At 60.4% G+C, this 14006-nt stretch carries 12 protein-coding genes; 6 read left to right on the plus strand and 6 right to left on the minus strand.

What is annotated here, in order from left to right:
* Window positions 1–140: 140 nt before the first annotated feature.
* A complete protein-coding gene (locus ASG68_RS02300; RefSeq protein WP_062583445.1) occupies window positions 141–2093 on the minus strand; it encodes an acetoacetate--CoA ligase in 1953 nt (650 codons plus the stop codon).
* Window positions 2094–2312: 219 nt separating this feature from the next.
* On the opposite strand from ASG68_RS02300, the gene ASG68_RS02305 reads away from it, so the two are divergent.
* Window positions 2313–4109 carry an AsmA family protein gene (locus ASG68_RS02305; RefSeq protein WP_062583444.1) on the plus strand — a complete coding sequence of 599 codons (1797 nt, stop codon included), beginning with the start codon at window positions 2313–2315 and terminating at the stop codon, window positions 4107–4109.
* A gap of 70 nt (window positions 4110–4179) precedes the next feature.
* A complete protein-coding gene (locus tag ASG68_RS02310; protein ID WP_062583443.1) occupies window positions 4180–4440 on the plus strand; it encodes a DUF6460 domain-containing protein in 261 nt (86 codons plus the stop codon).
* A 20-nt stretch (window positions 4441–4460) separates the two neighbouring features.
* Here ASG68_RS02310 and ASG68_RS02315 read toward each other — a convergent pair whose 3' ends face one another.
* The 4 genes from ASG68_RS02315 to ASG68_RS02330 form a co-directional block, all read right to left on the minus strand.
* A complete protein-coding gene (locus tag ASG68_RS02315; protein WP_200943263.1) occupies window positions 4461–5279 on the minus strand; it encodes an ABC transporter permease in 819 nt (272 codons plus the stop codon).
* Entirely contained in the window at window positions 5279–6184 is a 906-nt protein-coding gene (locus tag ASG68_RS02320) for an ABC transporter permease subunit (RefSeq protein WP_062583441.1), read from the minus strand. The genes ASG68_RS02315 and ASG68_RS02320 overlap by 1 nt, the downstream gene beginning before the upstream one ends.
* 4 nt (window positions 6185–6188) lie before the next feature.
* Complete coding sequence (locus ASG68_RS02325) at window positions 6189–7331, minus strand: ABC transporter ATP-binding protein (protein ID WP_062583440.1); 1143 nt, start codon at window positions 7329–7331, stop codon at window positions 6189–6191.
* A 99-nt stretch (window positions 7332–7430) separates the two neighbouring features.
* A complete protein-coding gene (locus tag ASG68_RS02330) occupies window positions 7431–8525 on the minus strand; it encodes a polyamine ABC transporter substrate-binding protein (protein WP_062583439.1) in 1095 nt (364 codons plus the stop codon).
* Window positions 8526–8851: 326 nt separating this feature from the next.
* On the opposite strand from ASG68_RS02330, the gene ASG68_RS02335 reads away from it, so the two are divergent.
* Window positions 8852–9805, plus strand: coding sequence for a fatty acid desaturase family protein (locus ASG68_RS02335; RefSeq protein ID WP_062583438.1), 954 nt, complete (start codon window positions 8852–8854; stop codon window positions 9803–9805).
* Here the strand turns inward: ASG68_RS02335 and ASG68_RS02340 are convergent.
* Window positions 9799–11208, minus strand: a complete 1410-nt coding sequence (locus ASG68_RS02340) for a helix-turn-helix domain-containing protein (RefSeq protein WP_062583437.1) — start codon at window positions 11206–11208, stop codon at window positions 9799–9801. The genes ASG68_RS02335 and ASG68_RS02340 overlap by 7 nt on opposite strands.
* A 231-nt stretch (window positions 11209–11439) precedes the next feature.
* On the opposite strand from ASG68_RS02340, the gene aceA reads away from it, so the two are divergent.
* The 3 genes from aceA (at window position 11440) to ASG68_RS02355 (ending at window position 13956) form a co-directional block, all read left to right on the plus strand.
* On the plus strand, window positions 11440–12729 hold the full coding sequence (aceA, locus tag ASG68_RS02345; RefSeq protein ID WP_062583436.1) for an isocitrate lyase: 1290 nt from the start codon (window positions 11440–11442) through the stop codon (window positions 12727–12729).
* A gap of 280 nt (window positions 12730–13009) precedes the next feature.
* Window positions 13010–13261, plus strand: coding sequence for a hypothetical protein (locus tag ASG68_RS02350; protein ID WP_062583435.1), 252 nt, complete (start codon window positions 13010–13012; stop codon window positions 13259–13261).
* A gap of 23 nt (window positions 13262–13284) precedes the next feature.
* Window positions 13285–13956 (plus strand): cupin domain-containing protein, encoded by a 672-nt coding sequence (locus tag ASG68_RS02355; protein ID WP_082478237.1) that lies wholly within the window; start codon window positions 13285–13287, stop codon window positions 13954–13956.
* Window positions 13957–14006 lie beyond the last annotated feature (50 nt).

Below are 14006 nucleotides of genomic sequence, written 5' to 3' on the forward strand. Positions count from 1 at the left end.
GGGTGGCCTCAAGTTGAGATCACCATGCGCTGCCATTCGTAAACAAAACCTTTCCACGGACCCCGCAAATTTTACGCATCTGCAGCAATGAAGAAACCTTTGGTTAATTCGTCAGGCCCGAAATCCTTAACAGCCCGCTGTCAGCTTTTCAGTTCTGCAAGGTCGGCATAGAGGTCGAGCGCTTCCGGATTGGCGAGTGCTTCCTTGTTCTTGACCGGGCGGCCGTGAACGACCTCGCGCACCGCAAGCTCGACGATCTTGCCTGATTTCGTTCGGGGAATGTCGGTGACCGCGACGATCTTCGCCGGCACATGGCGCGGCGAGGCGCCGGTGCGGATCTTGGTCTTGATCGCCTTCGACAGATCATCCGTCAGTGCCTGACCGGCGGCCAGCCGCACGAACAGGATGACGCGGACATCGTCCTCCCAATCCTGGCCGATGCAGATCGCCTCGGCGATCTCTTCCATCTGCTCGACCTGATTGTAGATCTCCGCGGTGCCGATACGCACCCCGCCCGGATTGAGCGTCGCGTCCGAACGGCCGTGGATGATGATACCGTCGTGTTCTGTCCATTCGGCAAAATCGCCATGGCACCAGACATTGTCGAAGCGCTCGAAATAGGCCGCCTTGTACTTCGCGCCCTCGGGATCGTTCCAGAACATCACCGGCATGGACGGGAAAGCCTTGGTGCAGACGAGTTCGCCCTTCTCACGACGCACAGGATGGCCGTCGTCGTCCCAGACATCCATGGCGAGCCCGAGCCCCGGCCCCTGGATTTCGCCGCGCCAGACGGGCTTCAGCGGATTGCCGAGCACGAAGCAGGAGACGATATCCGTGCCGCCGGAAATGGAGGCGAGTTGGACGTCCGGCTTGATGCCTTCGTAAACGAAGGAAAACCCCTCGGGCGACAGCGGCGAGCCGGTGGAGGTCATCAGCCGCAGCGCCGACAGGTCATGCGTCGTGACCGGCGTGAAACCGCCCTTGCGCACGGCATCGATATATTTGGCCGAAGTGCCGAAAACAGCGAACTGCTCGTCGGCCGCGTAATCGAACAGCACATTGCCATCCGGATGAAAGGGCGAGCCGTCGAACAGGCAGAGCGTCGCACCGATTGCGAGGCCCGATACCAGCCAGTTCCACATCATCCACCCACAGGTAGTGAAATAGAAGAGCTTTTCGCCGTCCCGCAGGCCGCAATGGAACCTGTGTTCCTTCAGGTGCTGCAACAGCGTACCGCCGGCGGAATGGACGATGCATTTGGGAACGCCCGTCGTGCCGGATGAAAAGAGAATATAGAGCGGATGCGCGAAGGGCAGCCGGACGAATTCAAGCGGCTTTTCGGAAAAGGACGCGATAAAGGCCGACAGCGTCTTGCCGTTTTCGACGGATGCAGCCAGCGCCTCGGCATCACCAGCATAGGGAATGATCAGCGACGGCACGCCGAGCTTCGCAGTCACCGCCCGCACCTTCGCCGAGACGTCCTGCAGCTTTCCGGCATACCAGTAGCCATCGCAGGCAATGAACAGCTTGGGCTCGATCTGGCCGAAACGATCGAGCACGCCCTGCTCGCCGAAATCGGGGGAACAGGAGGACCAGATGGCACCGATCGACGTTGCCGCAAGCATCAGCGCGATCGTCTCCGGCATGTTCGGCATCATCGCCGCGACGCGGTCGCCCTTGCCGATGCCGGCCGCCTTGAAGGCCTGCTGCAGGCGCGAGACGAGCGCACGCAATTCGTCCCATGACATGCGCGACTGCGCCTTGTCTTCGCCACGGAACACAAGCGCATCATCGCTGCCGCTGTGGCGCAGCAGGTTTTCGGCGAAATTCAGCGTCGCATCGGGAAAGAACCGGGCATCCAGCATCTGGTCACCATTGACCAGCGCGCGCTCGCCGCGCTCACCGACCACGCCACAATGTTCCCAGACCGCGCCCCAGAAATCGGCGCGGTTGTTGACCGACCAGTCATGGAAGGCATCATAATCGGCAAAGGTGGTGGAGAAGCGCTGCTCGCACCAGTCGATGAACTGCTTCATCGGCGTTTGCGCGATAAATTCGGGTGACGGTGTCCAAAGGGGCCGATCTGATTGCATGCGTTCCTCCGCTTCCCACGCCAGTCTCTATATCATGCTGCGACGCAAGATAAACAGGCTGCACAGGGGATGGCTATGGCAGTTGCGACATTTCCCTGCCGCCACCGTTTGATTTCTGGAAGGTGAAAGCCTATCCAGTTTGCTTCAAAACGATTGAAAGCATGCCGATCGGCCATGACGCCATTCTCAGACACAGCCAGATGGAAAACCCGACTGCGCATGCTTCTCGCATCGCGCACGTTCGCCATTCTTGTTGCCGGTCTTTTTGTCGCCACCGTCCTGTTCAAGATCGCCCTTCCCCTGTTCGTCTCGACCGCGAGCGTCAAGGACAACATGGAGCGGGCGCTGTCTTCATGGACGGGAGCCCGGGCACGTATCGCCGGCGATCCGGAACTCAGCGTCTGGCCGCATCCGATGCTGACCTTGCGCGATGTCGTGTTCGAAGGCGGCGAAACCGACGCGCCACAGAAACTGGCTACGGCCGATGCCATCGCCGCTGGCTTCGACATCCTTGCAGCTCTGCGCGGCACACCGGTCTTCTACGACTTTCACCTCGTCAAGCCGACTTTTACAGTCGAGCGGCGGACGGATGGCAGTTTCAACTGGCGCCGGGCCGGATGGATGGCCGATGCCGTCGCCAATGCATCGTCGGCATCACCCTCGACGGTCCGCAACATCCCGATCGGCGACATCACCATCGACAATGGAACGCTGGATATCATTGATCGGGTCACCGACAGTGCCTATCGCGTCAACAGCATATCAGGTTCGGTCCAGTGGCAGACGCCGACCTCACGCATGAGCGCCAGCCTCTCGGCCGTGATGAATGGGCAAAAAGTCGAATGGTCCGTCAATTGCGACGAACCGCTGATGCTGCTATCGGGCCGCAACAGCACGATCCAGACATCGTTCACCTCGACCCCACTGAGCTTCGCCTTCGATGGCACCGCCAACGGCTCGGACGATCCGTTCATATCCGGCCAGTTCCAGCTTTCGGCTCGTTCGGTTTCCACGCTTCTCGCCTGGCGTGACGGCCACGCGCTACCGGGCGATGTGGATGAAGCGATCGCCGTCGACACCAGCATGACGATGGCGGGCGGGACGATGAAGATGGATAATCTAGCCCTGTCTCTCGATGGGGACAGCGCGACGGGCGTGCTCGATATTGCCTGGTTCCATCGCCACGGCCCGCGTATCGACGGGACGCTGGCCTTCGAGAGGATGGACATCAAATCCCTCGCTGCCTCCTTCCTGCCGCCGCAGACCGGAACCGTCAGCGCCGCCGAATTACCAGATATCGGATTTTTGAGACAACTCGGCCTCGATCTGCGGCTTTCGGCGCAGGAGGTCAGTTACGATCCGGTTATGCTGACGGACGTCGCCGCGGGTATCATGGCGGAAAACGGCCGCATCTCCATTGACATCGGCGACGCCCGATATTCCGGAGGCTCCCTCAGCGGGCGTCTCGCCCTGGCTGGAGACGGCGCCGACGGAGGCCAATTGCAGGCCTCCTTGCAGGACGCGGACCTCGGATCGGTTGCCGCGACCTTCGGGCTTGGAGGACCGCTGCCACTCGGACGCGGTGTCTTCAGCGTCGATCTCGCCACAACACAACCGCTGTCGTCCATGACCTTGAGCGGAGTTTCGGGAGAGGTCCGTTACACCGCCAGGGATGGTGTTTTGACCAATTTCGATGCTCCAGAGTTCGAACGCCTGGCCAGTGACGGTGATTTCTTCCCCGCCAGCCGCGCCGGCGACGGCTCCTTCGCCTTCACGACAGCCGATATCGTCGCAACGCTGAAACGCGGCGAGGCTGAGCTCGTGAGGGCCGACATTCGCGGCGATGGGAAGACACTGTCCTTTGCCGGCGTCATCCCCTATCGCAGCGGCGGATTGGCGCTTGCCGGCGCCATCCGGCCGGAGGATACGACGTTGAAGCCGGTGCGCTTCTTCATCGGCGGCTCCTGGCCGAACCCGGTGATTTCGCCGCTTTCGGCCATCCCCGCCGAGCCATGAGACGTCACGTCGACTTTATCACAGGCCCATCTAAAATATGGTGGCGAATCAGCCCACTGGAGATGTGTCCGTGTTGCGTTTTCTTGCTGCCCTGCTCAAGATTGCCCTCGCATCGCTGCTGACGGGCGCGGGCCTCTCGGTTTTCAACATTTCGTCGGAGCAGATCCTGCAGCAAGCTGGGCTGACGCCGGATATCCTCTGGGGCTATTTGGTGCGCTTCTCAAATTGGGCGCTGCCGAACATCCTGCTTGGTTCGATGATCGTCCTGCCGATCTGGCTTCTGACCTATGTCTTCTTGCCGCCGCGCGAGAGGGAACGGGAACGCGACTGACGCTCCCGCCCACATATCTCTTAGTGGGCGAAAGCCGCCTGCTCGTCCTTCACCCGCTGGATTTCACGGCGCCGCGACACGACCGAGGCAATCAGCACGCCCATGGCGACGATGCCGATCAGGATGGTGCAGACCGCGTTGATCTCCGGTGTGACCCCCAACCGCACCTGACTATAGATGCGCATCGGCAGGGTGGTGGCGCCGGGGCCGGAGGTGAAGCTCGAAATCACCAGGTCGTCCAGTGACAGCGTGAAGGCGAGAACCCAGCCGGAGAACACGGCCGGCGCGATGACCGGCAAAGTTACCTGCAGGAAGGTCGCGACCGGTGTTGCGCCGAGATCCATCGCTGCCTCTTCGATTGACCGGTCGAAGGAGAGGAGGCGCGACTGCACCACCACGGCGACAAAGCACATGGTGAAAGTGATGTGCGCCAGCATCAGCGTCCAGAAACCGCGATCGAAGCCGATGGCAACGAACAGCAGCAGCATCGACAGACCGGTAATGACTTCAGGCATGACGAGCGGCGCATATATCATGCCGGAAAACAGCATGCGTCCGCGAAAACGGGTGTAGCGCGTCATGGCGAGCGCCGCCAGCGTGCCGAGCACCGTCGCGATAGTGGCCGAGACCAGACCGACGCGGATCGTCACCCAGGCAGCATCAAGCAGTGCCTGATTGTGGAAAAGCTGCACGTACCATTTGGTCGAGAAACCCGCCCAGACGGTGACGAGCTTGGATTCGTTGAACGAGAAGACCACCAGAAGCACGATCGGCAGGTAGAGAAAGGCAAAGCCGAAAACGATTGAAGCGATGTTGAAACGGGACCAGCGCTGCATGATTATCTCCCGTCCGCTTTGGCTTGCGCATGCTGGAAGAACATGATCGGCACGACCAGGATGAGCAGCAGGATTGTCGCCACCGCCGCCGAGACCGGCCAGTCACGATTGGCGTTGAACTCGTTCCACAGCGTCTTGCCGATCATCAGGGTTTCCGATCCGCCAAGCAGATCCGGAATGACGAACTCGCCGACCGCCGGAATGAAGACCAGCATGCAGCCGGCAATGACGCCCGGCAGCGATAGCGGGAATGTTACCCGCCAGAAGGCGCGGATCGGCGTGCAGCCGAGATCCTGCGCTGCTTCCGTCAGGCTGTGATCCATCTTCTCCAGCGATGAGTAGATCGGCAGGACCATGAACGGCAGGTAGGAATAAACGATCCCGATATAGATTGCCGTGTGGGTGCCGAGGATGATCAGTGGACTGTCGATGATTCCGATCTGGATCAGGAACTGATTGAGCAGGCCTTCCGGTTTGAGGATGGCGATCCAGGCATAGACGCGGATCAGGAAGCTCGTCCAGAACGGCAGGATGACCAGCATCATCAAGGTCGGACGGATCGTGTTCGGCGCCTGCGCCATGCCGTAGGCCATCGGATAGGCGATCAGAAGCGTCAGGAATGTCGAGATCGCGGCGATCCAGAGGCTGGAGCCATAGGCCTTGGCATAGAGCGCGTCTTCCGTCAGCCAGACATAGTTGTCGAACGAAAACTGTTTGACGTTGTCGATGAACCCGCTGACCCCGGACGCCAGATCGAAGACCGGCAGATAGGGCGGCATTGCGGTCGCCGTCTCCGACAGCGAGATGCGGATGACGATGAAGAAGGGAATGAGGAAGAAGAACAGCAGCCAGGCGTAGGGGATGATGATCACCAGCCGGTTGAAGATTGCCGATCCGAATTTTGACATGGCATCAATCCTTCAGCACGACGCCGGCGTTTTCATCGAAGGAAATCCAGACCTCCTGGTCGTAGCCCAGCGGATCCTCGACGGCGCGCACCGCATTGAGCGACGAAGCCTTGATGACCTTGCCGTCCTTCAGCTTGACGTGGAAAACCGTCATGTCGCCGAGATAGCCGATATCCCAGATTTCGCCCTGCGCGGCATTGAGTGGCGCGCAGGCAGGCTGGTCACGGCTGACACGGATCTTTTCCGGCCGGATGGCGAGCGAGGCCTTGGCGCCCTTCGCCGGCGGCTCGGAGGAGGCGACACGCACCGTAAAGCCGGTCTGGGTCGCTATCTCCACCGTACCCTCGCCGACCGCCGAGACCGTGCCGTCGAAAATGTTCACGTCGCCGATGAAATCAGCAACGAAGCGCGAGTTCGGAGCTTCGTAGATTTCCGGCGGCGTAGCGACCTGGACGACCTTGCCATGCGCCATGACGGCGATACGGTCGGCCATAGTCATCGCCTCTTCCTGGTCATGGGTGACGATGACGAAGGTAAGGCCGAGTTCCTGCTGCAGGTCCATCAGCTCGAACTGTGTCTCCTCGCGCAGTTTCTTGTCGAGCGCGCCGAGCGGCTCGTCGAGCAGCAGCACCTTCGGCCGCTTGGCAAGCGAGCGGGCGAGCGCCACGCGCTGGCGCTGGCCACCGGACAACTGGTGCGGCTTGCGCTTGGAAAACTTGTCGAGCTTGACCAGTTTCAGCATCTGGTCGACCCGCTCGGCAATATCCGCCTTCGGCATTCCGTCCTGCTTCAGACCGAAGGCAATGTTGTTCTCGACCGTCATGTGCGGAAAAAGCGCATAGGACTGGAACATCATGTTGACCGGGCGCTTGTAGGGCGGAATGCCGGCAAGGTTCTGGCCGTCGAGAATGATCTCGCCCGATGTCGGCTGTTCAAAGCCGGCGAGCATGCGCAAAAGCGTGGACTTGCCGCATCCGGACGCCCCGAGCAGCGCGAAAAACTCGCGCGGGTAGATGTTGAGCGAGAGATCGTCGACCGCGACGAAATCACCGAATTTCTTGGTGACGTTCTTGACCGCGATGAACGGTACGGAGGTCGGGTCCGCCCAGGGGGCAAAGGAACGCCGGATACTACCAAGTGACTTCATCATCTATCCCCGAATGACATGCCCGGGCGGTCTTCTGTCCCGCCCTGCCCTTAAAAGAAAATTGCCCGGATTTTTGAGGTCCGGGCAATTCCTTGAAACTCACTGGCCGGTAACGACCTTGGTCCACATGCGCGTCAGCACACGCTGCGCTTTTGCCTCGAACGGCGTTGTCGTGAAGAGCTTCTTCATCACGTCTTCCGGCGGATAGATGGCCGTGTCGTCGATGACGTCCTTGCTGATGAACTGCTGGGATGCCTTGTTGCCGTTGGCGTAGAACACCACGTCGCTGGCCTTGGCGATAACTTCCGGCTTCATCAGGTAGTTCAGGAATTCATGGGCTTCCGCCAGATGCGGCGCATCGGCCGGAATGGCCATGACGTCGAACCACATCTGCGCGCCCGTCGGCGGGATGGAATAATCGACCGTCACGCCGGCCTTGGCTTCGGCAGCGCGATCACGCGCCTGGAAGATGTCGCCGGAATAGCCCAGCGCCAGGCAGATGTCGCCATTGGCCAGCGCATTGATATATTCCGAGGAATGGAACTTGCGGATATAGGGCCGGATGGACAGGAGCAGTTCCTCGGCCTTCGCCAGGTCGTCCGGCGCATGGCTGTCGGGGTTCAGCCCCAGATAAAGAAGAACACTCGGCACGACGTCCGTCGGCGAATCCAGCAGATAGATGCCGCAATCCTTGAACTTGGCGGCCACTTCCGGCTTGAACAGCACATCCCAGGTCGGCTTTTCGTCCGTCCCGAGGATCTGCTTCGCCTTCTCGACGTTATAGCCGATGCCGGTCGTGCCCCACATATAGTCGATGGCATATTCGTTGCCCGGATCGTAGGTCGCCACGCGCGTGGTGATTTCGTCCCACATGTTGGAAAGGTTCGGCAGCTTCGACTTGTCGAGCTTCTGGAAAACGCCCGCCGCGATCTGGCGCTGCAGAAATGTCGCGGTCGGCACCACGACATCGTAGCCTGTGCCGCCGGCAAGCAGCTTGGTTTCAAGGATTTCGTTGGAATCGAAGACATCGTAGACGACCTTGATGCCGGTTTCCTTGGTGAAATCCTCAAGGATGCTGGCATCGATATAATCGGACCAGTTGTAGACGTTGACGACGCGCTCCTGCGCCACGGCAATCGTTGCGGACCCGCTCAGGACCATTGCGGCAAAGGCGGTGACAATCTTTCGCGACATGAAATTCCCCTTTTTTATCGGGTAAGCCCGGGCGCGCCATCGCCACGCACCCATCAGCCAGACCCGTATGGGTTTGGAAGTTAGGCATGTTTTTCGACAACCACAAGCGCTTTTACGCACTCTTTGAAGGCATCACGCTATCCGCGTAAATTTTAGGCTTTCCGCAAAAACATGAATCTTTTCAGCGGCACGCGAGCGCCGCGCCAGCCGGCCGCCGCCGGGTTAACCATAACCCCAGATCGGCGGCGCAGAACGGCGTTTACGATTGATTAACCCTGTTTGGAATGCGATTTTCGCCCTGCGTTTTGCGTTGCGGAGAGTGCGTCATGAGTGCCAAGTCGCCAAGGATCGACCCACGGGAATTGAAACGGCTATCCGTTCTGCGGCCCCACAAGACTCTTTTCGCCATCGCATTCGATTGGGCAATGATTGCCGGGGCAATCGCATTCAGCAAATACATGCAGCATCCGCTGGCCTATCTCGCCGCGATCCTCGTCATCGCCGGCCGGATGCATGCCTTCGGCTGCCTGATGCACGAGGCTGCCCATTACCGCATCATCAGGAATCGCAAGGTAAGCGACTGGATGAGCGACCTGCTGCTCGCCTGGCCGATCCTGGCGACGGTCGATGGTTACCGGATGAACCACCTCGCCCATCACCAGCACACCAATACGGAAGACGATCCCGACTGGGCCGCCAAGCTCGGCATGGCGCAGTTTACCTTCCCGCAAAAACTCTGGCGTGGTATCGTCCAGCTGCTCGGCTATCTCGTGGCGGTGAACTCGGTGCGCGACATCCTGCACATGGCCAAGCGCATCGCCAAACACGACCGCTCGACCCGCACCTACAAGCTGCTGCGCCTCGGGTTCTACGTTTCGGCCGCAGTCATCTTCTCCATCTTCGGCCTGTGGACGGATTTCACGCTCTACTGGCTGGTGCCGTTCTTTACCTTCTTCTGCCTTTTTCTTTATGTCCGCAGCGTCGCCGAACATTTCGGCAGCATGGACTATTCCGACGAACTCGGCAGTTCGCGCACGGTTTATCCATACGCTTGGGAAAAGCTGTTCTTCGCGCCCCACAACATCAATTACCACCTGGAGCATCACCTCTATCCCGGCGTGCCCTATTATAACCTGCCCGAACTGCACGCCATCCTGATGCGCAACCAGAATTATGCCGCCCGGGCGCACGTGACCCACGGCTATACGACCGGCCTCGCCTCGGAATGCTTTGCTCCGAACGCACCGCTGCTGCCGGCGCATCATCCGGTCAGCTACTGAAAATCAAAGGCACTGAGCCCCGTCACCATCTCGTCGAGCCCAAGCGGGCGGGTGACCGGCGCCTCCGCCCGGGACAGGCAGCCCTGTCGCTCGCACAGACGACAGGCCGTTCCGGCAGCAACGGTGGCAACAGGCGCCTCGCCGTAAACCGTCTCCGTCGCATGGGCGACCTCGCATCCCAAGAGCAGCGCCGTCCGCCGCACCCGTTCCTGAAAGCCGGCACGCGGCCCCTCGACGGTGCGCGCAATAGTCAGATACTCGCCGCCCCCGAAAATATCCGCGCGCTCGACCAGAACCTGCCCGGCCTGCGAGAAGGCGGCGTGGATATTGAGCTTCGGACAGCCGCCACCGAACCGTGCCTGCGGAAAGCCTTGCGCACCGGAGCGGCGCAGGCGATGCCCCGCATGGTCGATTTCCATCAGGAAGAACGGGACACCGGAAGCGCCCGGACGCTGGAGCGTCACCAGCCGGCTGGCCGCCTGCTCGAACGAGACCTGGAACCGGGCGCCAAGTACCTCGACATCGTATTTCGCCCGCTGCGCCGCCGAGAGAAACGCACCATAAGGCATCATGATCGCGTGCGCGGCATAACGGGCGAGTTCGAAACGGCCGATGCGGCGCGCCTCGCCGGTCGACAGTCCCAGTTGCGCCAGATCCGCAGCGATCGCTTCGGTGAAGGCAATCTGCGCCGCCTCCATGGCGATTTCGCGCAACTGATCCTGCGCCGACAGCCGCTCCGACAGAAACAGCCGCATCGAATGGCGATCGAAGCGGCGGCGCAGGTCCGGCATGACATGAACCGGGAGAGCACGGACGCTCAGCCCATGCTCCTTCCGCAGCCAGCCTTTCAGCGCGCCGGCGAGATCGTCGCCGGGTGAAAGCTGGGCATGAAAGGCTTCCGCCGCCTCGTCGATAGCGGCAAAATAACAGGGCCGGCTTTCGAAGGTTTCGCGCACCTCGTCCATCGGCAATCTCGCCTCCGCCAGGGCCGCCATATGCCCTTGACCGGCAAGCATCGTGCTCAAATCCTTCAGCCGCGACGATTGTTCCCTGTAGGCGCGGTAGAGCTTCAGGATACCGGTGGCGGCATTCGGCGCGGCTTCGGCGACCTCGATCAGTTCCTGATCGCCTGGCAACTCTCCGGACAACAGCGGATCCGCGAACATTTCACGCAACTGGGCAACGCTGCCGGTCGCTTCTCCCTGCAATTCGTCCAGATCGACCTTGTAGACGGAGGCAAGCTTCAGAAGCAATTGGACCGTCAATGGCCGCTGATTGCGCTCGATCAGGTTCAGATAGGACGGCGATATGCCAAGCGCCTCGGCCATGGCCGTCTGCGTCAGCGACAGGCCATTGCGGATTCGTCGTACACGCGCTCCGGCGAAGATCTTGTTTTCAGCCATTTGTCACATCCTTTACACAGGACTTACTAAACCCGGAATTTACATAATTTACAAAATTACAAAAGCGATTTGTAAAACACAAGACATCCTAACCCCTTTGTTATGAGCATTTTGCGTTTTCTTCTGGCCGTTATATGCACTGCACTGTAAAACAAGTCACATTAGATTTCGACAAACGGTCAGGACTAAGACGAAAGTCTCAAGCAGGCCAATACTTCAGGAGGATCGACTATGACTGATTTTTACAATCTCGTTCCGAATGCACCGCAGGGCCGCTTCGACGGCATCGAACGGCCGTACACGGCTGATGATGTCAAGCGGCTGCGCGGCTCGGTCCAGATCAGCCATACGCTCGCCGAACGCGGCGCCAACCGCCTGTGGCAGTTGATCCACGAAGAAGATTTCGTCAACGCGCTCGGCGCCATGACGGGCAACCAGGCCATGCAGCAGGTTCGCGCCGGGCTGAAGGCGATCTATCTGTCGGGCTGGCAGGTTGCCGCCGACAGCAACACCGCTTCTTCCATGTATCCGGACCAGTCGCTTTATCCGGCCAATGCCGCGCCCGAGCTTGCCCGTCGCATCAACCGCACACTGCAGCGCGCTGACCAGATCGAGAGCTCCGAGGGCAAGGGCCTGTCGGTCGATACCTGGTTCGCACCGATCGTCGCAGACGCGGAAGCCGGTTTCGGTGGACCGCTCAACGCCTTCGAGATCATGAAGGCGTTCATCGAGGCGGGTGCCGCCGGCGTCCACTACGAGGATCAGTTGGCATCGGAAAAGAAGTGCGGCCATCTCGGCGGCAAGGTCCTGATCCCGACGGCCGCCCATATCCGCAATCTCGATGCCGCGCGTCTTGCCGCCGACGTCATGGGGACGCCGACGCTGGTCATCGCCCGCACCGATGCCGAGGCCGCCAAGCTCCTGACCTCGGATATCGACGAGCGCGACCAACCCTTCGTCGACTACGATGCCGGCCGCACGACGGAAGGGTTCTACCATGTCAAGAACGGCATCGAGCCCTGCATCGCCCGCGCCATTGCCTATGCCGAGCATTGCGACCTGATCTGGATGGAAACCGGCAAGCCGGATCTCGAGCAGGCCCGCAAGTTTGCGGAAGCCGTTCACAAAATCCATCCGGGCAAGAAGCTGGCCTACAACTGCTCGCCGTCCTTCAACTGGAAGAAGAACCTCGACGATGCGACGATCGCCAAGTTCCAGCGAGAACTGGGCGCCATGGGCTACAAGTTCCAGTTCATCACGCTTGCCGGCTTCCATCAGCTGAACTTCGGCATGTTCGAACTGGCCCGCGGCTACAAGGACCGGCAGATGGCCGCCTATTCGGAGCTGCAGGAGGCGGAATTCGCCGCCGAGATCAACGGCTACACCGCCACCAAGCACCAGCGCGAAGTCGGCACCGGCTATTTCGACGCCGTATCGATGGCAATCACCGGCGGCAAGTCGTCGACAACCGCCATGCACGAATCGACCGAACACGAACAGTTCCGCCCGGCGGCGGAGTGAGTGGGCAAGTGTACCCCCTCACCAAGTGCGCCCAGCGTTCGACTGCGTCTCACGCGGTCTTACTATCCTCTCCCACAAGGGGAGAGGCAGGGGTGCCACGATCACCGCTCCTCATGTGAGGCAGGACGGTGCGGCAGGTTTTCCTCTCCCCTTGTGGGAGAGGATACGAAGGCCGGGTGAGACGCAGTCGAACCCTTGGCCGAAGTTGGTGAGGGGTACGATCCCCTCCGAGAATTGCAATCAGACTTCAACAACCCCCATTGAAAAGAGGAGAAATGCCATGACAGTCCAGACAGCCTTCAAGCCCCAGGTCAAGGAACGTGCCGAGGAACAGTCCTCGACCATGACCCAGGAACAGCAAGCGATGATCCGCATGGTCGCCAACGACCTGCACCGGCTCAATCAGGCCGTCATGAAGGCAGTGGACGCCGGCGTTTCCGTCGAACTCATTCGCTCCGCGCGTCACCACGGCGGAGAAGGCAACTGGGGCGATCTGCTGATCCCGGTCATCGTCGCGCAGGGACAACGATAGTCTTCGACGCACAGCCACACCGCATGGCAAACCCGGATCGCGAAACAACGATCCGGGTTGCTTGTTTGATGGAGCAATGCGGGACCCATACCAACAGCAAAACCTGCCTACTTGCTGCCCGTCCGGTCCCCGTGGCTGTCGGATTGACCTGTTGCCGCCGTCATTCTACCCTCCGGATTGTGAATGCAATCCAGTCGCTGCGGAGGCGCAAGATGGACATGCAGAGCATTCCCGGCAAAGTCGCGTTCGGCGAGGATCGATATAACGACCCACTCCGCTTCCTCAACGGCCGCTTCGATTGCAAGGTTTCCGCTGGAGACAGCAACGGAGCCTTACTCATCTTTGACACCTTTCGCGATAGTATCGGCGGGCCGCCGCTCCACTATCATGAACGCCAGGACGAATGGTTCATGGTGCTGGAAGGCGACTTCCTGTTTCAGGTCGGCGACACGCTTCTTCGCCTTGGCCCGGGAGATTCGATCTTTGGCCCACGCATGGTGCCGCACGCCTTCCTGAATCTGGTCGCACCGGCTCGCATGCTGATCGCCTTTACCCCCGCGCTCGACATGGAGCAGTTCTTTCGCGCAGGCCTCGGCCCCGGCTCTGCAGCCTCGGAAGAGTTCGAGAAGCTGCATAACGCGCATCACATTTTCAATGTCGGCCCGCCGCTGCGGGTCGAGCAGGCCAACGTCTGATCCGTGCAGCCGGCGATCACCTCAAGCCTCTTTGCCGTTGCAAACGCGCC

This window comes from Rhizobium sp. Leaf453 (assembly GCF_001425605.1).
Lineage (GTDB): Bacteria > Pseudomonadota > Alphaproteobacteria > Rhizobiales > Rhizobiaceae > Pararhizobium.

Excerpts from the sequence above, each read along its gene's own strand:
- ASG68_RS02320 (WP_062583441.1), bottom strand. The coding sequence starts at position 6,184 with ATGTCAAAATTCGGATCGGCAATCTTCAACCGGCTGGTGATCATCATC.
- ASG68_RS02355 (WP_082478237.1), top strand. The coding sequence starts at position 13,285 with ATGGCAAACCCGGATCGCGAAACAACGATCCGGGTTGCTTGTTTGATG.
- ASG68_RS02335 (WP_062583438.1), top strand. The coding sequence starts at position 8,852 with ATGAGTGCCAAGTCGCCAAGGATCGACCCACGGGAATTGAAACGGCTA.
- ASG68_RS02305 (WP_062583444.1), top strand. The coding sequence starts at position 2,313 with ATGCTTCTCGCATCGCGCACGTTCGCCATTCTTGTTGCCGGTCTTTTT.
- ASG68_RS02350 (WP_062583435.1), top strand. The coding sequence starts at position 13,010 with ATGACAGTCCAGACAGCCTTCAAGCCCCAGGTCAAGGAACGTGCCGAG.
- ASG68_RS02325 (WP_062583440.1), bottom strand. The coding sequence starts at position 7,331 with ATGAAGTCACTTGGTAGTATCCGGCGTTCCTTTGCCCCCTGGGCGGAC.
- ASG68_RS02300 (WP_062583445.1), bottom strand. The coding sequence starts at position 2,093 with ATGCAATCAGATCGGCCCCTTTGGACACCGTCACCCGAATTTATCGCG.
- ASG68_RS02330 (WP_062583439.1), bottom strand. The coding sequence starts at position 8,525 with ATGTCGCGAAAGATTGTCACCGCCTTTGCCGCAATGGTCCTGAGCGGG.
- aceA (WP_062583436.1), top strand. The coding sequence starts at position 11,440 with ATGACTGATTTTTACAATCTCGTTCCGAATGCACCGCAGGGCCGCTTC.
- ASG68_RS02340 (WP_062583437.1), bottom strand. The coding sequence starts at position 11,208 with ATGGCTGAAAACAAGATCTTCGCCGGAGCGCGTGTACGACGAATCCGC.